The organism is Bradyrhizobium sp. 132 (assembly GCF_023074185.1).
In the GTDB taxonomy this organism is placed as follows: domain Bacteria; phylum Pseudomonadota; class Alphaproteobacteria; order Rhizobiales; family Xanthobacteraceae; genus Bradyrhizobium.
The window spans coordinates 346,219-365,362 of the sequence record NZ_JADPKY010000132.1 but is presented as its reverse complement, the minus strand read 5'-3'; the positions used below and the strand labels follow the sequence as shown (position 1 = coordinate 365,362).

The window sequence follows — 19,144 nt, the reverse complement described above, 5'->3', positions numbered from 1 at the left end:
GCGTCTCAGGTCAGATGTAGCCCTTGCTCTTCTTCCACTCGGCTTCGAGCTCGAAGATGGTCTTCCAGTCGCCGGCCTTGACCTCGGGGACATAGGGCTCCTGCGGGATCGTGGTGCCCCAGCCGATGGCGTAGCCGACCAGCGTGTGGTCGTCGCCGCGCATGGTCACGGTGCCGTCGGCGCCGAACGGGCACTTGATGGTGAGACCCTTCAAGACTTCCGCGATCTTCTTGCCGTCGGTCGAGTTGGCCTTCTTCGCGGCTTCGCTAAGGAACATCACCGCGGTCGCGTTCTGCCATGACCAGTTGGTCGGATATTCGTTGTACTTGGCCTTGTAGGCATCGCCCCAGGCGGCGTTTTCCGGCGTGCTCGGGAACGACTTGATGTAGCGGTTGCCGGAGTGGATGCCCTTGGGCAGGTTCTTCACCACGGTGAGCGCGGTGTAGTCGGCCATGTTGACCGCGAACACCTCCATCTGGCCGAACATCGCGTAGATATTGGCCTGGTCGATATAGGAGGTGAGATCGCCGCCCCATAGACAAGAGTACAGCGCCTGCGGCTTGGCCTGCAAAATCTTGGTCACCACTTCGGTGTAGTCGGGCTGGAACAGCTTTGGCCAGGACTCGCTGATTATTTCTACGTCGGGCGCGAAGCGCTTCAGATACAGAGTGAACTCGCCGGTGGTGTCGCGGCCATAGGCATAGTCGGGCGAGCAGGTCGCCCATTTCTTCAGGCCCTTGGCCTTGGAGATCGACGCGGCGTAGCTGCCGCCGACGATGGAATCGTGGATGCCCTGGCGCACGCAGCGGAACGCGTTCGGGATGTGCTGCTTCGGATCGGCCGTCAGCGACGACGCTTCCGAGCAAGTGTGGACGCAGAGCACACCGAGATCGCGCGCCACTTCGTGGACCGCGAACGATCCGGACGAGGCCTCGCCGTCGATCAGCCATTCGCAGCCGTCGGTGTTGACGAGTTCGCGCGCGACGCGTGCAGCTTCCTGCGGCTGACCCTTGGAGTCGCGGATCACCATCTCGATCTGCCGGCCGGCGAGCCCGCCGGCTGCGTTGACCTTATCGACCTCGAGCATCACCGCGTTGCGCGACGACGTGCCGAGCTGCGCGACCCGGCCCGACAGGATCGTCGGCATGCCGATCTTGATGGTCTTGGCTTGCGCACGCGCCACCCACGGCGCGGCAACACTGATCGCACCGGCGCCCATCAGCGCCAATGTTGAACGGCGGCTGATGCCCGGCGTGCGGGTTCTCGTCATCTTTTCCCTCCCTCTGTCGGGTCGGCGTGTCCTGATCCCTGCCGGAGATCGTCTCGTCTCCGTGTTCCCAAGGATTTCAGAGGGAGGGGGTGACGTCAAGCCAAAGATGAATTATGAGTCAGAATTCATCAAAGAGGAAACGGCGCCGGAAATCGGCCCAAAATCCGCGCAATGATCAACCTGTCGAGCTTCATCGCCTTTCATGCCCGGCGCACGCCGGACCGGCCTGCGCTGAAATATCGCGGCGAGGAGATTTCCTACGCGGACTTCGACGCGCGCGTCGGGAAGGTCGCTGGCTGGCTCGCGGCACGAGGCATCGGCGCCGGCGATATCGTGGCCGTGCTGATGAAGAACAGCGCGGCATTCCTGGAATTGGTCTTCGCCACCAGCCATCTCGGCGCGGTGTTTTTGCCGATCAACTTCCGCCTCTCGCGCGACGAGGTCGGCTACATCGCCGGCAATGCCGGCGCGCGGCTGCTGATTGCCGACGAAGAGCTGGCTGCGAACGCAGCTGGTGCAACCTTAGTCGTACTCGACGACGCCGCGCAGCAGAGCGTGATGCGCCTCGCAGGGGAAGCGCCGCCCGCCCCGATGCACGTCCGCCAGCCGTCAGATCTGATGCGGCTGATGTACACCTCGGGCACCACCGACCGTCCCAAGGGCGTGATGATCAGTTACGACAATTTCTACTGGAAGTCCGCCGACCAGACGATCGCGCTGTCCTTGAGCGCGGAGACGCGACTTCTGATCGTCGGCCCGCTCTATCACGTCGGCGCGCTCGATTTGCCCGGCATCGCCGTGCTCTGGCATGGCGGCTTCATCATGATTGAACGCAACTTCGAGCCGGAAAGCGCGCTTGCCGCGATCGCGGAGGACAAGCTCAACGCCGCCTGGTTCGCGCCTGTGATGACCACTGCGATGCTCACCTGCCCCACCCGTGAGCGCTATGATGTGTCGAGCCTGAAATGGGCGATCGGCGGCGGCGAGAAGACACCGGAACTGCGCATCCGCGCCTTCGCGGAGTTCTTCCGCAATGCGCGCTACATCGACGCCTATGGCCTGACCGAAACCGTGGGCGGCGACACTTTCATGGAAGCCGGCCGCGAGATCGAAAAAATCGGCTCCACCGGGCGCGCCATTGCTCATGTCGAGATCGAGATCCGCGATGAGGATGGCAGGACGCTGCCGCCGAACGTGAACGGCGAGATCTGCCTGCGCGGGCCAAAAATCACGCGCGGCTATTGGAAGGATCCGGAGAAGACGGCGTCCGCCTTCTTCGGCGACTGGTTCCGCAGCGGCGACGTCGGTTATCTCGACGACGATGGCTTTCTGTATCTGACCGACCGCAAGAAGGACATGATCATCTCCGGCGGCGAGAACATCGCCTCCTCCGAGGTCGAGCGCGTCATCTACGATTTGCCTGAGGTGCGCGAGGTCGCGGTGATCGGCCTGCGCGATGCGCGCTGGGGCGAGCGGCCGGTCGCCATCGTCGTGCTGGCTGACGGCGCGAGCCTCGAACTCCCTGCCCTCACCGAGCACTGCCGCACGCGGCTGGCGAGCTTCAAGGTGCCGAAACAGCTCATCATCCGCGGCAGCCTGCCCCGCAACCCGTCCGGAAAGATTCTCAAGCGCGTGCTGCGCGCCGAACTGGAGACCGTGGCATGACGCAAGGCCCCGCCAGCGAGAAAGTCACAAAACTCAACCGCGTCGAGCGCAACGCCTGGACCAAGCAGAAGATCTTCGAGGCCGCCACAAAAGTCGTCGGCAAGCATGGCTATGCCGAGGCCTCCGTGGCCCGCATCACCGAGCAGGCCGGCGTCGCGCAAGGCACCTTCTACAATCATTTCGAGAACCGTCAGGAGCTGCTCGACCAGCTGCTGCCCAAGATCGGCCTCGACATGGTCGAGTTCATCCGCGCCCGCACCGGCACGGCGGATGCGGCACGGCAGGAGATCGAGCGCTTCTCAGCATTCTTCGACTTCATCCGCGAAGTGCCGGAATTTTTGCGCATCCTCAACGAGGCCGAGTTCTTCGCACCTCCCGGTTACCAGAAGCATCTCGACAACATCTCGGTCGCCTATGTCCGCATTTTGCGTCGCGCGCGACGCTCAGGCGCCATCGAGAATTACAGCGACGAGGAGTTCGAGGCCATCGTCCACATGCTGATGGGCTCGCGTGGCTATCTCAGCCGGCGCTACTCCTATTCCGCCGATGGCGTCACCGCCGTACCCGAGCACGTCATCTCCGCCTATCGCAAGCTGATGACGCGCGGCCTCTTCATTGCATCCGGAGATCAGGACACGCCATGAACATCGAATCTCCGCACAAGGCGCTCGACCTCACCTCGACGATTGAAGAAGGCGACGTCCGCTGCCTGCTGATGGTGCTCGTGCACATGACCGGCGACGAGCGCTGGCTGGAGCCGCCCTATCTGCCCAAGCGCGACATCCGCCTCATCCCCGATCCCGAGGCCGGCGTGCCCAGAGAAGTCCAGGACGAAATCCGCGCCGCGGTCGTCAAGCTCTTTGCCGATGGCCCACCCGAGCCTGTCATCACCGATCCCGGTGATAAACTGCTGCTCAAGATGATGCGCGCCTGTCTCGGCGAGAATGTCTCGCCGGAATACGCACCCCTGATGCGCGAGGAGATGGGTTTTGTGCCGCGCGAGGCGCGATGGACGACCAAGCGCCCTTCAGACGAAAAACTGGCCGAGCAGCATGTGCTGATCGTCGGTGCCGGCGTCTGCGCCATCGCACTCGGCGTCGCGCTCGGCCATCTCGGCATACCCTACACCATCGTCGAGAAGAACGAGGAGCTCGGCGGCACCTGGTGGATCAATCGCTATCCCGGCTGCGGTGTCGACACACCGAACCACTCCTATTCCTACTCCTTCGGCTCGGGCAATGCATGGACCCGCTACTTCTGCCAGCGCGAGGAGCTGCACGGATATCTGCTCAAGGTCGCGGACGAATATGGCATCCGCAAGCATCTGCGCGTCAACACCGAGCTGACGTCGTCGCGCTGGGACGAAGGCAAGCGGCGCTGGATCTCGACCCTCAGGACTGAGAATGGCGCCGAAACCTTCGAATCCACTGCGCTGGTGAGTGCGATCGGCCAGCTCAACGATCCCTCACGCGCCCGTTTCGAGGGCGAGGAAGACTTCAAGGGAACGATCCTGCATTCCGCGCTGTGGTCCAGCGATACCAACATCGACGGCAAGCATGTCACCGTGATCGGTACCGGCGCGACATCGATGCAGCTCGTGCCGGCGATTGCCGGCCGCGTTGCCTCGGTCACCGTCTACCAGCGCAGTGCGCAATGGGCGCGGCCGGTGCAGGGCTATGCCGATCCGATCAGCGAAGGCGCGCGCTGGCTGCTCGCGCATCTGCCGTTCTATGTGCAATGGTACCGCTTCAACATGTTCTGGCGTTACGGCGACGGTCTGCTGCCGTTCCTGCGCAAGGACCCGGCCTGGCCGCATCCTGAGCGCGCCGTCAACAAGGGCAACGACCGGCACCGCCAGGAGCTGACCGACTTCATCCGATCGGAATTGAAGGACCGGCCGGACCTGATCGAAAAATGCGTCCCGACCTATCCGCCCTATGGCAAGCGCATCCTGCTCGACAACAACTGGTTCAAGACCTTGACGCGGCCGAACGTGGAGCTTGTCACCGACGCGATCGATCATTTCGACCAGGGCGGCATCGTCACCGCGGACGGCAAGCATCGCCCCGCCGACGTCATCGTGGTCGCGACCGGCTTCAAGGTCACGGAGATGGCCGCGCGCCTCAACATCAGCGGCCGCAACGGCAAGGATTTGCGCGAGGCCTGGGGCAACGACAATCCGACCGCGTTTCTCGGCCTCACGGTGCCCGATTTCCCAAACTTCTTCTGCATGCTGGGCCCGAATTCCGGTCCCGCGCATGGCGGCAGCGTCATCTTCCAGTCGGAATGTCAGAGCCGCTACATCTCCGCCTGCCTCGCCGACATGATCGAGCACGACGTCGCAGCGATCGACGTCCGCAAGGACGTGCTGGACGACTACGTCCGGAAGGTCGATGCCGAGCACGAGACGATGATCTGGACTCATCCCGGCATGAACACCTACTATCGCAATTCGAGCGGCCGCGTGTTTTCCGCAATGCCCTGGCGCTTCGTCGACTACTGGCGCATGACGCATGATCCTGATCTGCGGCAGTACAGACTGACGAAGGCGTGAGCTTAAGGGAGGGAGTTGGCCATGCCGAAGCCACGCGTGCGCGTCTACACCGATTACAAGAGCCCCTACGCGTTCGTGGCCAACAAGCGTCTGTTCGAGCTTGAGGAGACGCACGGCGTCGAGCTCGAATGGCGGCCCTACACGCTGCGCGTCGCCGAATTCATGGGAACGGTCGAAGAGCGCACGCCGCATTTCTGGCGCAAGGTGCGCTACGCCTATATGGACGCGCGGCGCTATGCCAATGCGCAAGGGCTTGTCATGAAAGGGCCCCGACGGATTTACGACGCTTTCCATTCCAGCGTCGGCATGCTGTTCGCACAGGCGCACGGCTTCTTCCGTCCGTATCACGACACGGTGTTTCGCCGTTTCTGGAGCCATGAATTCGAAATCGACGACCTCGCCGCAATCACTGACGTCATCAGATCGTGCGGCGGCTCGGCGAGCGAATTCGAAGCCTACGTCCACGGCTCCGCGCGCGCCGAGCATGACCGCATCATCGACGAGGCCGAGGCGCTCGGCGTGTTTGGCGTTCCAACCATGGTGTTCAACGGCGAGCTGTTTTGGGGCGGCGACCGCATCGACATGCTGATCGAACGCATCGAGAAGCCCGAGACGATCGAAGCCGCGCTCGGCAGCCGCCATCGCAAGCCGGTATGAGCAGCAACGCTACGCCGCCAGTCCGCTCTCCACCGGAGCAAACTCCAGCCCGAGGCTTTCCGCCACGGCCTTGTTGGTGATGCGGCCGCGATGCACATTCAGTCCGTTGCGCAGATGTGGATTTTCCAGCACCGCGGCAAAGCCCTTGTTCGCAAGCATCAAGCCGAACGGTAGCGTCGCGTTGTTGAGCGCGTGGCTTGACGTCACCGGCACCGCGCCGGGCATGTTGGCGACGCAATAATGCACGATGCCGTCGACCACATAAGTTGGTTCTGCATGTGTCGTCGGGTGCGAGGTCTCGAAGCAGCCACCCTGATCGATCGCGACGTCGACCAGCACGGCGCCCGGCCGCATCGATGTCAGCATCGCACGCGTGACGAGCTTTGGTGCGCTGGCGCCCGGCAGCAGCACCGCGCCGATCACGACGTCCGCGGCGAACACCTCCTCCTCGACCGACTCGATGGTCGAGAACCGGGTGCGCACGCGCCCGGCAAAGAGATCGTCAAGTTCGCGCAACCGTGGAATCGAGCGGTCGATCACCGTGACCTCGGCACCGAGCCCTGCGGCCATGCGCGCAGCCTGCGTTCCCACCACCCCGCCGCCGAGCACGACGACCCTTGCCGGCTGCACGCCGGGAACACCGCCCAGCAGCAGCCCGCGGCCGCCGGCCGAGCTTTTGAGCGCGGCGCCGGCAGCCTCTATGGCAAGGCGGCCGGCGACTTCGCTCATCGGCGCAAGCAGGGGGAGGTGACCGGCCGCGTCGGTGACGGTTTCATAGGCGATCGCAGTACAGCCGGAGGCGAGCAAACCTTTGGCTTGTTCGGGATCCGGCGCGAGATGGAGGTAAGCAAACAGGATCTGGCTTTCGCGAAGCTGGGCCCATTCGCTCTTCTGCGGCTCCTTCACCTTCACGATCATGTCGGACTTCGCGAAGATGTCGCGAGCGCTCTCGGCAATGATGGCCCCTGCCCGCCGATAAACCTCGTCAGGCGCGCCGATGCCGCCGCCCGCGCCGGTCTCGACCGTCACCTGGTGCCCGGCGGCGATATATTCGCGGACCACGCCCGGGGTGAGCCCGACGCGATATTCCTGCACCTTGATCTCCTTGGGCACACCGACACGCATCCTGGGCTCCTTTTGATTCACCTCCTGATCGTAGCGACGGGGCCGGTTTGGTTTCGTGCAAATATCCGCTAGCTTTGGCTTCCCCGCGCCGGTTTCCGGCGCGCAAACGCCCTTTCACGCTGGAAACGAAACCTTGGCCCTCGACCGGAAAGATCTCGCCATCCTCGCGGAACTCACCACCAATGCGCGGGCCAGCCACACCGAGCTCGCCAACAAGGTCGGCATGTCCAGCACCGCGCTGGCACGGCGGCAGAAGGCGCTGGAGGACGACGGCTACATCCAGGCCTATCAGGCCGCGCTCGACCTCGCCCAATTCGGCCTCACCACCACGGTGCTGGTTCGTATCGCGCTGGAAAGCCAGAGCGACGAGGCGTTGAAGGCGTTCGAGGCGGAGGTGGTGAAATGCCCCTCCGTGGTGCGCTGCTTCCTGATGTCGGGGACCGACGACTACATCCTGATCGTGCTCGCCCGCGACATCCAGGATTTCGAACGTATCCACCGCACCGAGTTGTCGCGCCTGCCGCGCGTAGCACGGGTACAATCGAGCTTCGCACTGCGCGAGGTCGTCAACCGCGCGGTGCCGAATGTGGTGTTCGGGGAAGCAAAGCGCTGACTGCGGCCTCTCGGGAAGGCGAACTGCCGCCAAGGAACCAACCGGCCGGTGGTCCGTTGGGCGCTATTGGCCGGCGGAGGCGTCCCCCGCGTCAACACGACTGACGTCCGGCATCGTCGCCGTCGCAGGGAGCAGGACATGGGCGATCTCACGCATCAGATTCCCGAACGCATTCCGATCCATCTTGTCGTCAACGGCGTCAGTCACACGCTTGATCTCGTGCCCTGGACCACGTTGCTCGACGCCTTGCGGGACCATCTTGCGTTGAGCGGCACCAAGAAGGGGTGCGACCATGGTCAGTGCGGCGCCTGCACGGTGCTGGTGGACGGCCGGCGCGTCAATTCCTGCCTCACGCTCGCCGTCATGAATGACGGCGCGGAGATCACGACCGTCGAAGGTCTTGCCAAGGACGGTACGCTGCATCCCCTGCAACAGGCTTTCATCGACCATGACGCCTTCCAGTGCGGCTATTGCACGCCGGGACAGATCTGTTCGGCGGCCGGACTGCTCGTCGAAGGCCGTGCCCGGGATGCCGACGAGATCCGGGAGCTGATGAGCGGGAATCTCTGCCGCTGCGGCGCCTATCCGAACATCCTCGCCGCCATCCAACAGGCAATGGGCCAGCCATGAACAACTTCCAGTATGCCCGAGCCACGGACGTTGCCGACGCGATCCGCCTGCTCGCCGCCGATCCCGGCGCCAAACTGATTGCCGGCGGCACCAATCTGATCGACCTGATGAAAGAGAATGTCGAGCGCCCCTCCCGGCTGATTGACATTTCCCGCCTGCCGCTCCGCAAGGTCGAGGAGACGGCGGACGGGTCCTTGCGCATTGGCGCCCTGGTGCCGAACTCGGACCTCGCCTACCACCCGTTGATCGAGCAGCGCTATCCTCTGCTCGCCAGCGCCATCCTGGCCGGTGCCTCGGCGCAACTGCGCAACATGGCGTCGGTCGGAGGCAATCTGATGCAGCGAACGCGCTGCGTCTATTTCTATGACACGGCCACGCCCTGCAACAAGCGACGTCCCAGCAGCGGCTGCTCGGCAATGGACGGCCTCAATCGCAACCATGCGATCCTCGGTACGAGCGCCGCCTGCATCGCGACCAACCCGTCCGACATGAGCGTGGCGCTGGCTGCACTTGGGGCGCTGGTGCACATCGCAGGCCGCTCCGGCGAGCGCACCATCGCGCTGACCGATTTCCACCGGCTTCCCGGCGACACGCCTCATGTCGACACCAATCTCGGTACCAGCGAGATCATCACGGGAATCGAGCTCCCGGCCCGCGGCTTCGCTCAAAACTACAGCTATCTGAAAATTCGCGACCGGATGTCCTATGCTTTTGCTCTGGTCTCGGTCGCTGCCGCGCTCGAACTGGAAGGCAACGCGATCAGCGGGGCACGGATGGCGCTCGGCGGCGTGGCTCACAAGCCCTGGCGCAGCCTCGAAGCCGAAGCGGCGTTGCGCGGCCAGGCCGCGACGCCCGATCATTTCTCGCGCGCCGCGGATCTCTTGCTCCAGGGAGCTACGACCCGCTCACATAACGGCTTCAAGGTCGAGCTCGCACGCCGCGCCATCGTGCGGACGCTGACACAGGCGGCGAATGCCACGCCGCAATCCCAGGCCCACAAGAAGATCGCGTGAGGGACCGATGAACGCCTATATCGGAACGCCAACGTCGCGTGTCGACGGCCGGGCCAAAGTCACCGGCGCCGCCAAATACGCCGGCGAATTCCCGGCCGACGGACTCCTCCATGGCTTCGTCGTCGAGGCCACCATTCCATGCGGGCGCATTGCCCGCCTCGACACCAGTGCGGCGCTGCAGGTCAAGGGCGTGCTCGACGTGCTTACGCATGCGAACCGTCCGCCGCTCGCCGACAAGGACGAGGCGTGGAGGGACGAGGTTGCACCGGAGGGTTCGCCTTTCCGTCCACTCTACGACGACACGGTCAAGTTCAACGGCCAGCCGATTGCGTTGGTCGTGGCGGAGGACTGGGAAACCGCGAAATTCGCGGCCACACTGGTGCGGGTCGAGTATGAGCAGCGCGGCTTTGCGACCGACCTCGAGGGCGAGCGCGGCAAGGCTGCCGAGATGGACAAGCCGCATAAGCCGCGCGGCGACGCCGCAGCAACTCTTGCCCAAGCCCGCGTGCGCCACGAGGCGGAGTACGTGATTCCAACAGAGCATCACAACCCGATGGAGCTCTATGCGACCACGGCGATCTGGGACAGCAATGGCAAGCTCACGATCTACGACAAGACGCAGGGCGTTCAAAACGTCCACAAATTTCTCTGCGGCGTGTTCGACAAGAAGCCGGATGACATTCGCGTGGCCTCGCCTTATGTCGGCGGCGCCTTCGGCTCCGGCTTGCGGCCGCAATACCAGGTGGTGCTGGCAACGCTTGGCGCGCTCGCACTGAAGCGGTCTGTTCGCGTCGTGCTGACGCGGCAGCAGATGTACGGGCTCGGCTACCGGCCGATGACGATCGAGCGCGTCGGCCTCGGCGCAAAATCCGACGGTACGCTCGATGCAGTCACGCACGAGGCGATTGCCGTCACCTCCCGCTACGAGGATTTCGCACGCAATGACACCGGCTGGGCAGAACAGCTCTACAGCAGCCCGAACAGCCGTTTCTCCCACAAGCTCGTCCACCTCGACGTCTCGACCCCCTGCGACATGCGCGCACCGGGCGCGGCGTCGGGCGTCTGCGCCCTCGAATGCGCCATGGACGAGCTCTCCGTCGCGCTCAAGCTCGACCCGATCGAACTGCGGCTGAAGTGCTATTCGGATCGCGACCAGAGCGAAAACCTCCCCTACACGAGCAAGCAGTTGCGCGAATGCTATGCGCGCGGCGCGGACGCCTTCGGCTGGAGCAGACGCAATCCTGCGCCGCGCTCGATGCGCGATGGCAAAGAGCTGGTCGGCTGGGGCATGGCGACGGGCGTGTGGGAAGCGTTGCAGATGCCGGTCGCGGTGCGCATCGTGCTGACGTCGAACGGACATGCCGAAGTGTCCTGCGCCGCATCCGACATCGGCACCGGTACCTACACCATCGTGGCGCAGGTCGCGGCCGATGCGCTCGGCCTGCCGATCGAGAACATCAGCGTCCGGCTTGCCGATTCCACTCTGCCGCAGGCGCCGGTCGAGGGCGGCTCCTGGATGGCCGCATCGAGCGCGCATGCGGTGCTCGCAGCCGCTGAAGAGGTGCGCAAGGAGCTGTTGCGCTTGGCCGGGAAAATTCATGGCTCGCCGCTCGCCGGCGCCGAGTTGGCCGATACGGTGCTGACCGACGGCAGCATTGCCAGGGCCAGCGACAACCGCCGTGCGGTCTCGATCGCCGACGCGATGCGCCATGGCGGCGTCGAACGTATCGAGAAGGAAAAGCTCAACCAGTTCGGTGAGGACAAGAAGCACGCACGCAATACCCATTCGGCCGTCTTTGCCGAGGTCAAGGTGGACGAATTGCTTGGCGTCATCCGCGTCACGCGGGTCGTGAGCGCAATCGCGGCCGGGCGGATTCTCAACACCAAGACCGGCCGCAGCCAGATCATGGGCGGCGTGGTCTGGGGGATCGGGATGGCCCTGCACGAGGAGACGGTGATGGACCACCGCTTCGGCCGGATCATGAACGCGAACATCGCCGAGTACCACATCCCGGTGAATGCGGATGTTCACGACATCGACGTGATCTTCGTCGACGAGCCGGACGCGCACATCAACGCGCTCGGCATCAAGGGACTGGGCGAGATCGGCATCGTCGGCGTCCCCGCCGCGATCGCGAACGCCGTCTATCACGCCACCGGCAAACGCATCCGCCGCTTCCCGATTACATTGGACAAAGTGCTCGACTGAGACGTTGCAGCGGTCGCTCGGAGCCGGCCGCTAGACCTCACGACGGAAAGTCAGCCGGCCTGACCTGGATGCGGTCGGCATGCAGCGACCAGTGGTGCAAGGCCTGGTCCTTGCAAAACCTCGCCTTCGCCCGCTCCCTGGCCTCGTTCTCGTCGGTGGCGTCGATCTCGAGCGAGCCCTGGCACACCTCGATCTGCCGGCCGTACTGGCCGAGCACGTCCTTCATGAATCTGACGACATAAGTTGACATGGGACCTCCTGCTGCCACGGCCAGCCCCGGCGACACTCTAATACCATTTAGCCTGAATGAGGGAGGGAGAATTTGACGCGCATCAAGGCCGGTAGGCGGTTCCACGCTGCCCCGGAATGGCAAGCTCCTAACCCTACCCCGGCGTTACCCCGAACGCCTGCTTGAAGCGCTCGGCATAGCGCGGCCAAACCTCGGGATTGATGATGCGCGGCGGGCGTTTGCCGTCGAGCGTGTCCAGCACCTGCTCGGCGGCGATGCGGCCCATGTTCTGGCGCGCCTCGATCGTGACGCCTGCGGTATGCGGGCTCGCCAGCACGTTGTCGAACTGCAGCAGCGGATGCTCCGGCGGCGGCGGCTCCTTGGACCAGACGTCGAGGCCGGCACCCGCGATGCGCTTGTCGCGCAACGCCTGGAGCAGCGCGTCCTCGTCGTGAATGAAGCCCCGGGCCGTGGTGACAAAATACGCATGCGGCTGCATCAGCGCGAACTCGCGCACGCTGATCAAGTTGCGGCTGCCCTTGTTGAGGGGACAGGAGATCGAAACGAAATCGGCGCGGCGCAGCAGCTCGTCGAGTTCGACCTTCTCCCCGCCTCGCTCGGACATCACCTCGGCCGTGAGATACGGATCATAGGCCAGCACCTTCATGCCGAGCAGGCCCTTGCACAGCGCGGCGATGCGGCGGCCGACATTGCCGAGCCCGATGATGCCGACGGTCTTGTGCTCGACCTCGTTACCGACGAGTTCGTTGCGATTGACGTTGGGCTCCCTGCGAAGCTTGCGGTCGGACTGGATGATGCGCTTGGACAGCGTCAGCATCATCGCCAGCGCATGCTCGGCGACCGAATGCGCGTTGCCGCCGGACTGGTTGACGACGAGCACGCCCGCATCGGTGCACGCTTCGGCGTCGACAGGATCGAAGCCCGCGCCGTTGCTGGAAACGAGCAGGAGGTTCGGCGTACGCTTCAGGAAGGCGGCGTCAACATGGAAATGCGTCGCGAGTTCATCGCGAGCAGCCCCGATCTGGTAGACATGGGCCGCGCTCAGGATCGGCGCGTAGAAATCCTCGGAGCTTTCGTTCTCGATGCGATCGAGCCGGACGTCGGGCCGCGCCTTCAGGATGTCGATATAAATCGGATTGGCCAGATATTTGACGTAGAAGACACGCTTGCTGTTGACGGACATCAGGACCCTTCCGGCTCTCTCCAGGAGATACGCAGGGCCAGCGCAGCGCGCGCTCCTGTCATGCGTTCCTCCGTTCTCTTGTTATGCCGCTTATGACACGTCGGTACCGGTCGCGGCAGGCCGTCTGGCGCAGATCACGGTGCAGTCCGGACATGTTGACAATCCCGCCCGCCGCGTCAAGTTCGGGATACCGCCGCGACGGCCAAGACGACGCCTAAGGCAATGGCCAAGACCAAGAAGCATGCGCGGCTGAAGGGAGAACGCAATGGCGATTGCGGAGCAACATACCTCATCCGAGGCGGTGCAGACCTCCAGTGACAAGAGCTGGCACGGCATCGTCCTGCAAACCCTGAAGCGGAACGAGATCAGCCTCATCCCTTACGTGCCCGACCGCGTGCTGACGCCGCTGATCAAGAACCTGCACGCCGATCCCTTCTTCACCACCTTTGCCACCGCCCGTGAGGAGGAAGCCGTCGGCATCGTCTCGGGCGCATGGATGGGCGGACGGCGGGCTGCGGTGCTGATGCAGACCTCCGGCTTTGCCACGCTCGCCAACGTGCTGGCCTCGCTCGCGGTGCCCTACCAGATCCCGCTGATCATGTTCGTGTCCGAGCGCGGCACGCTCGGCGAGTTCAACTACGGCCAGTCGCTGGTCTGCCGCACCATGCGTCCGGTGCTGGATTCGCTGGCGCTCGAGCATCACACCATCACCCGGCTCGACGAGCTCGAATTCATCGCCGACCGTTCGATCAAGCAGGCCATCACGACACAGGCGCCGGTGGCGCTGATCCTCAACCCGCTGCTCACGGGCGGCAAGACTTTCGACAAGTGAGGCCGGCCCAAATGAATACAGACGCGCGCAACACCAAAGTGATGAACCGCTTCGACGTCACCTCGCGCCTGATCGCGAAACTCAAGCGCGAGGAAGCCGTGATCGGCGGCATCGGCAACACCAATTTCGATCTCTGGGCCGCCGGCCACCGTCCGCAGAATTTCTACATGCTCGGCAGCATGGGGCTTGCCTTTCCGATCGCGCTGGGGGTGGCGCTGGCGCAGCCGGACCGGCACGTCTTTGCACTCGAAGGCGACGGCTCGCTGCTGATGCAGCTCGGCGCGCTCTCGACGATTGCGGCGTTGAAGCCTGAGAACCTCATCATGATCGTGATGGACAACGGCATCTACCAGATCACCGGCGCGCAGCCGACACCGGCCGCGAACGTGGCTGACATCGTCGCCATCGCCACCGGCTCGGGGCTTGCCAACAGCGCCTGGGCCGCGGACGAAGAGGATTTCGAGCGGCTGGTCGAGGAAGCTATGGCGGCCTCCGGGCCGAGCCTGATCGCCGTCCGCATCGACGACAAGCCGGGCGTCGGCGCCACCCGGCGCGATCCCGTGCAGATCCGGGAACGCTTCATGCACGGCCTTGGCGTGCGCGAGGCACTTTAACGTTTCGTCATTAACCACACGGCGATCTGATCCCTGCCTCACTGCAGGCGCGGCAAATCCATGCTAAGCGGGGCGTATGTCCATTTTCATCCGCTTTTTTGCGTGGCTGCTCGCAGCCGCCGTCACTTTCGCAACGCTCGGCCCGCCCGGCCTGCGGCCCCATTCCGACCTCGGCCAGGACGGCGAGCATGCCCTCGCCTTTGTTCTCGTCGGATTGGCCTTCGGCCTGGCTTACCGGAACCGTCGCTGGGCCGTGGCTGCCGTGGCGGTGATTCTGATCGGCGTGCTCGAACTGATGCAATTCTGGGCGCCGGGGCGGCATGCGCGGCTGGAGGATTTTTTGGTCGATGCCGGCACGGCCTGCATCGGGTTTGCGCTCGCGGCCGCCGTCGATTGGGTCATGACGCGCTTCCGCGCCAATTCGGCTCTGACGAGCGAAGGCCCCGCGGAGTGACGCTCCGCAGGGCCCAACTGTTCAAGCCTAGACTCTGATCGATCAGTCGATGATCTTGACGACGCGGCGTGTGCGCGGCTCGACGATCACGCGGCGATCGTTGACGACTGCATAGCGATACTCGGTGTAGTTCGGAACGGGGCGCAGCACAACGGTCGGCGGCAACGGCTCGCCGACAACGACGCGATCCTCGACGACGACGGAATCGCTACGCGGGATTCCGCCCAGGATCGCATTCGGAATTTCCAGACCGGCACCGACCGCTGCACCGACGGTGCCGCCGACCATCGCGCCAACCGGGCCGCCGATGTCGCCGCCCGCACGTGCACCGTTCGCGGCGCCCTCGGCGGTCGTCGACTGAGCAAAGGCTGCGCTCGACGCCAGCAGCGACGCGGCAGCCAACGAAATCGCAAGACGGGTTTTCATGTCCTGATGTCTCCAGTGATTGTTGTGCGCCTTCAACCGCGGGGCCGGAGCATTGTTCCGGTTCCCCGTGGCGAAAGACGCGCCAGATCCGGAGATGATTACCCCGTAACAGTTCGGGCCGCGGCGATCTCGTGGCCAGCCATCAGTTCCAGCGCCCGCACCATCGCCGAGTGATCCCAGCCCTTGCCGCCATGCGCGGTGCAGGACGAGAACAATTGCTGCGCCACCGCCGTGCTCGGCAACGACAGGCCGAGCGCGCGAGCGCCTTCAAGCGCGAGGTTGAGATCCTTCTGGTGCAGCTCGATGCGGAAACCGGGATCGAAATTGCGCTTCACCATGCGCTCGCCATGCACTTCGAGTATCCGCGACGAGGCAAAGCCGCCCATCAGGGCCTGCCGCACCAGTGCCGGATCGGCGCCGGCTTTCGACGCGAACAGCAGCGCTTCGCTCACCGCCTCGATCGTCAACGCAACGATGATCTGGTTGGCGACCTTCGTTGTCTGGCCGTCGCCATTGGCGCCGACCCGGGTGACGTTCTTTCCCATGCGATCGAAGATCGGCTTCATGGCGCTGAAGGCACGCTCGGGCCCGCCGACCATGATGGTGAGGCTTGCCGCCCTGGCACCGACCTCCCCGCCCGAAACCGGTGCGTCGAGATAATCCGCGCCGAGCGCCTCGATCCTCTTTGCGAACTCCTTGGTCGCCAGCGGCGAGATCGAGCTCATGTCGACCACGATCTTGCCCTTGGAGATGCCGCTCGCGACGCCGTCCGTGCCGAACAGCACGGCTTCCACATGCGGCGTATCGGGCACCATGATGATGACGGCATCCGCCTCCTCTGCGACCTCCTTGCTCGACTTGCAGGCAACGCCGCCAGCCGCGATCAGCTCCGCCGCGACAGGCGCGACGTCATGCAGGAGAACGCGATGTCCTGCGGCCAGAAGATGGCCGGCCATCGGTCGTCCCATGGTGCCAAGTCCGATGAAGCCGATGTCGATCATGTCCAAATTTCCTCAGGTCTCGAATGTCTGCGCCGCATGCCAGGACAGGCCTTCCAGCGTCGTGGTGCGCGGCTTGTACTCACAGCCGACCCAGCCACGATAACCGATCGCGTCGAGATGGCGGAACAGGAAGGGATAGTTGATCTCGCCGGTGCCCGGTTCGTGGCGGCCGGGATTGTCGGCGAGCTGGATGTGGGCGATCTGGGGGAGATATTCCTGCATGGTACGGGCGAGGTCACCCTCCATGATCTGCATGTGATAGATGTCGTACTGGACGAACAGATTGTTCGACCGCACCTCCGAGATGAGCTGCACGGCCTGCTCGGTGCCGTTGAGGAAGAAGCCGGGAATGTCGAGCGTGTTGATCGGCTCGACCAGCAGCTTGATGTTCTCCCGCGCCAGCGTCGAGGCCGCGAAGCGCAAATTCCCGACCAGCGTCTCGTTCAGCTCGCGCGGATCGGCGTCCACTGGCGCGATGCCGACGAGGCAGTTGAGCTGCTCGCAATCGAGCGCCTTGGCATGGTCGATGGCGCGAAACACGCCGTCGCGGAATTCGGCGACGCGATCGGGCAGGATCGCGATGCCGCGCTCGCCTGCGGCCCAGTTGCCGGCCGGCAGATTGTGCAGCACCTGCGTCAGCCCATGGCTGTCGAGCTGCTCGCGCAAAAGCGCCTTGTCGAAATCATAGGGAAAGAGATATTCGACCCCGGAGAAGCCCGCCGCCTTGGCCGCAGCGAAGCGGTCCACGAACGGCATCTCGTTGAAGAGCATGGTGAGGTTGGCGGCGAATTTCGGCATGATGCTGTTCCCTATTCCGCCGGCTGCAGCACGCCGGACCGCGCGCTCTCGACCTCGTCGAGCGGCAGATCCAGCACCTCCTCGAACTCGACGATGTTGTCGATCTCCGTGCCCATCGCGATGTTGGTGACGCGTTCGAGGATGAACTCGACCATCACGGGCACGCGGTACTTCGCCATCCATTCGCGCGCGGTCGCGAACGCGGCCTGCGAATCCTTGGGATCGGTGACGCGAATCGCCTTGCAACCGAGGCCTTCGGCGACCGCGACGTGATCGACGCCGTAGCCACCGAGCTCGGGCGCGTTGATGTTATCGAAGGAGAGCTGGACGTGATAGTCCATGTCGAAGCCACGCTGGGCCTGGCGGATCAGCCCGAGATAGGAATTGTTCACGACGACGTGGATGTAGGGCAGATTGAACTGCGCGCCGACCGCGAGCTCCTCGATCAGGAACTGGAAATCGTAGTCGCCGGAGAGCGCGACGATGTCGCGATCCGGACACGCCGCGCGCACGCCGAGGGCGGCGGGCAGCGTCCAGCCGAGCGGCCCCGCCTGCCCGGCATTGATCCAGTTACGCGGCTTGTAAACGCCGAGGAACTGCGCGCCGGCGATTTGCGACAGGCCGATCACCGAAACGTAGCAGGTGTCACGGCCAAACGCCTTGGTCATCTCCTCGTAGACGCGCTGGGGCTTGATCGGGACGTTGTCGAAATGGCTCTTGCGCAGCATCGTCTTCTTGCGATCGCGGCAGGCCGCGGGCCACGCCTGGCGCTCGCGCAACCTGCCTGACCGGCGCCACTCCCTGGCGACGGTGACGAACAGTTCGAGCGCGGCCTTCGCATCCGAGACGATGCCGAGATCGGGATTGAACACGCGCCCGATCTGGGTCGGCTCGATGTCGACATGCACGAAGGTGCGACCCTTGGTGTAGGTCTCGACCGAGCCGGTGTGACGGTTGGCCCAGCGGTTGCCGATGCCGAGCACGAAATCGGATTCGAGCATCGTGGCGTTGCCGTAACGATGGCTGGTCTGAAGGCCGACCATGCCGGCCATCAGCACGTGGTCGTCGGGGATCGCCCCCCACCCCATCAGCGTCGGCACCACCGGAACATTCGCGATCTCGGCAAACTCGACCAGCAGGTCGGAGGCGTCCGCATTGATGACGCCACCGCCCGCCACGATCAGCGGCCGCTCGGCGGCGTTGAGCATCTCCAGCGCCTTCTCGACCTGCTTGCGCGTCGCGGTGGGCTTGTAGACCGGCAGTGGCTCGTAGGTCTCGTCGTCGAACTCGATCTCGGCGAGTTGCACGTCGAGCGGCATGTCGATCAGCACCGGCCCCGGGCGGCCGGAGCGCATCACGTGAAAAGCCTGGCTGAACACGCGGGGCACCAGCGCGGGCTCGCGCACGGTCACCGCCCATTTCGTTACGGGCTTTGCGATCGACTCGATGTCGACGGCCTGGAAATCTTCCTTGTAGAGCCGCGCCCGTGGCGCCTGTCCGGTGATGCAGAGGATCGGGATGGAATCGGCGATCGCCGAATAAAGCCCGGTGATCATGTCGGTGCCCGCCGGCCCCGAGGTTCCGATGCAGACGCCGATGTTGCCGGCCTTGGCCCGCGTGTAGCCCTCGGCCATGTGCGAGGCACCCTCGACATGCCGCGCCAGGATATGGCGGATCGAACCGCGCTTCTTCAGCGCCGAGTAGAGCGGATTGATCGCGGCCCCGGGAACGCCGAAGGCAGTCGAGATGCCTTCCTTCTCCAGAATTCGCACGGCAGCATCGATGGCTCGCATTTTCGCCATATCGGACCTCGCTCGGTTGCATTTGGCTGAGCGAGATCATCGGGCGCG

19 protein-coding genes are annotated in these 19,144 nt (G+C 64.3%); 11 read left to right on the top strand and 8 right to left on the bottom strand.

Annotated features, from left to right (window positions below; translation table 11 throughout):
* Window positions 1-10: 10 nt before the first annotated feature.
* Window positions 11-1,270: an ABC transporter substrate-binding protein gene (locus tag IVA74_RS29635; RefSeq protein ID WP_247350055.1), complete on the bottom strand. Its 1,260-nt coding sequence runs from the start codon at window positions 1,268-1,270 to the stop codon at window positions 11-13.
* 171 nt (window positions 1,271-1,441) lie between these two features.
* On the opposite strand from IVA74_RS29635, the gene IVA74_RS29630 reads away from it, so the two are divergent.
* The 4 genes from IVA74_RS29630 to IVA74_RS29615 are packed head-to-tail and all read left to right on the top strand — an operon-like array spanning window position 1,442 to window position 6,146.
* Complete coding sequence (locus IVA74_RS29630) at window positions 1,442-2,935, top strand: AMP-binding protein (RefSeq protein WP_247350054.1); 1,494 nt, start codon at window positions 1,442-1,444, stop codon at window positions 2,933-2,935.
* Window positions 2,932-3,579 (top strand): TetR/AcrR family transcriptional regulator, encoded by a 648-nt coding sequence (locus IVA74_RS29625; RefSeq protein ID WP_247350053.1) that lies wholly within the window; start codon window positions 2,932-2,934, stop codon window positions 3,577-3,579. The genes IVA74_RS29630 and IVA74_RS29625 overlap by 4 nt, the downstream gene beginning before the upstream one ends.
* A complete protein-coding gene (locus tag IVA74_RS29620; RefSeq protein WP_247350052.1) occupies window positions 3,576-5,489 on the top strand; it encodes an NAD(P)/FAD-dependent oxidoreductase in 1,914 nt (637 codons plus the stop codon). Before IVA74_RS29625 ends, IVA74_RS29620 begins: the two co-directional genes overlap by 4 nt.
* Before the next feature lie 21 nt (window positions 5,490-5,510).
* The gene (locus tag IVA74_RS29615; protein WP_247350050.1) at window positions 5,511-6,146 is read left to right on the top strand and encodes a DsbA family protein; all 636 of its coding nucleotides are present in this window, start codon (window positions 5,511-5,513) and stop codon (window positions 6,144-6,146) included.
* 9 nt (window positions 6,147-6,155) lie between these two features.
* On the opposite strand, the gene ald is transcribed toward IVA74_RS29615, so the two are convergent.
* Complete coding sequence (gene ald, locus IVA74_RS29610; protein ID WP_247350048.1) at window positions 6,156-7,271, bottom strand: alanine dehydrogenase; 1,116 nt, start codon at window positions 7,269-7,271, stop codon at window positions 6,156-6,158.
* A gap of 133 nt (window positions 7,272-7,404) precedes the next feature.
* Here ald and IVA74_RS29605 point away from each other — a divergent pair, with 133 nt between their 5' ends.
* The 4 genes from IVA74_RS29605 to IVA74_RS29590 all read left to right on the top strand — a co-directional run bounded on the left by IVA74_RS29605 (window position 7,405) and on the right by IVA74_RS29590 (window position 11,736).
* Entirely contained in the window at window positions 7,405-7,884 is a 480-nt protein-coding gene (locus IVA74_RS29605; protein WP_247350047.1) for an Lrp/AsnC family transcriptional regulator, read from the top strand.
* 138 nt (window positions 7,885-8,022) lie between these two features.
* The gene (locus IVA74_RS29600; RefSeq protein ID WP_247350046.1) at window positions 8,023-8,514 is read left to right on the top strand and encodes a (2Fe-2S)-binding protein; all 492 of its coding nucleotides are present in this window, start codon (window positions 8,023-8,025) and stop codon (window positions 8,512-8,514) included.
* Window positions 8,511-9,527 (top strand): xanthine dehydrogenase family protein subunit M, encoded by a 1,017-nt coding sequence (locus tag IVA74_RS29595; protein WP_247350044.1) that lies wholly within the window; start codon window positions 8,511-8,513, stop codon window positions 9,525-9,527. Before IVA74_RS29600 ends, IVA74_RS29595 begins: the two co-directional genes overlap by 4 nt.
* Window positions 9,528-9,534: 7 nt before the next feature.
* Window positions 9,535-11,736, top strand: coding sequence for a xanthine dehydrogenase family protein molybdopterin-binding subunit (locus IVA74_RS29590; protein ID WP_247350042.1), 2,202 nt, complete (start codon window positions 9,535-9,537; stop codon window positions 11,734-11,736).
* Window positions 11,737-11,773: 37 nt separating this feature from the next.
* On the opposite strand, the gene IVA74_RS29585 is transcribed toward IVA74_RS29590, so the two are convergent.
* The gene (locus IVA74_RS29585) at window positions 11,774-11,986 is read right to left on the bottom strand and encodes a hypothetical protein (RefSeq protein WP_247350040.1); all 213 of its coding nucleotides are present in this window, start codon (window positions 11,984-11,986) and stop codon (window positions 11,774-11,776) included.
* 133 nt (window positions 11,987-12,119) lie between these two features.
* Window positions 12,120-13,169: a hydroxyacid dehydrogenase gene (locus IVA74_RS29580; protein WP_247350037.1), complete on the bottom strand. Its 1,050-nt coding sequence runs from the start codon at window positions 13,167-13,169 to the stop codon at window positions 12,120-12,122.
* A gap of 265 nt (window positions 13,170-13,434) precedes the next feature.
* Between IVA74_RS29580 and IVA74_RS29575 the strand changes: the two genes are divergently transcribed.
* From IVA74_RS29575 to IVA74_RS29565, 3 genes are all read left to right on the top strand, one after another.
* Complete coding sequence (locus IVA74_RS29575) at window positions 13,435-14,001, top strand: thiamine pyrophosphate-binding protein (protein ID WP_247350033.1); 567 nt, start codon at window positions 13,435-13,437, stop codon at window positions 13,999-14,001.
* 11 nt (window positions 14,002-14,012) lie between these two features.
* The gene (locus tag IVA74_RS29570; protein WP_247350031.1) at window positions 14,013-14,615 is read left to right on the top strand and encodes a thiamine pyrophosphate-dependent enzyme; all 603 of its coding nucleotides are present in this window, start codon (window positions 14,013-14,015) and stop codon (window positions 14,613-14,615) included.
* 76 nt (window positions 14,616-14,691) lie between these two features.
* The gene (locus IVA74_RS29565; RefSeq protein ID WP_247350029.1) at window positions 14,692-15,069 is read left to right on the top strand and encodes a VanZ family protein; all 378 of its coding nucleotides are present in this window, start codon (window positions 14,692-14,694) and stop codon (window positions 15,067-15,069) included.
* A gap of 42 nt (window positions 15,070-15,111) precedes the next feature.
* On the opposite strand, the gene IVA74_RS29560 is transcribed toward IVA74_RS29565, so the two are convergent.
* The 4 genes from IVA74_RS29560 to gcl form a co-directional block, all read right to left on the bottom strand.
* The gene (locus IVA74_RS29560; RefSeq protein ID WP_247350027.1) at window positions 15,112-15,495 is read right to left on the bottom strand and encodes a DUF1236 domain-containing protein; all 384 of its coding nucleotides are present in this window, start codon (window positions 15,493-15,495) and stop codon (window positions 15,112-15,114) included.
* 98 nt (window positions 15,496-15,593) lie between these two features.
* On the bottom strand, window positions 15,594-16,496 hold the full coding sequence (locus tag IVA74_RS29555) for a 2-hydroxy-3-oxopropionate reductase (protein ID WP_247350026.1): 903 nt from the start codon (window positions 16,494-16,496) through the stop codon (window positions 15,594-15,596).
* A gap of 12 nt (window positions 16,497-16,508) precedes the next feature.
* Complete coding sequence (hyi, locus tag IVA74_RS29550) at window positions 16,509-17,294, bottom strand: hydroxypyruvate isomerase (RefSeq protein WP_247350025.1); 786 nt, start codon at window positions 17,292-17,294, stop codon at window positions 16,509-16,511.
* A gap of 11 nt (window positions 17,295-17,305) precedes the next feature.
* Complete coding sequence (gene gcl, locus IVA74_RS29545; RefSeq protein ID WP_247350022.1) at window positions 17,306-19,096, bottom strand: glyoxylate carboligase; 1,791 nt, start codon at window positions 19,094-19,096, stop codon at window positions 17,306-17,308.
* Window positions 19,097-19,144 lie beyond the last annotated feature (48 nt).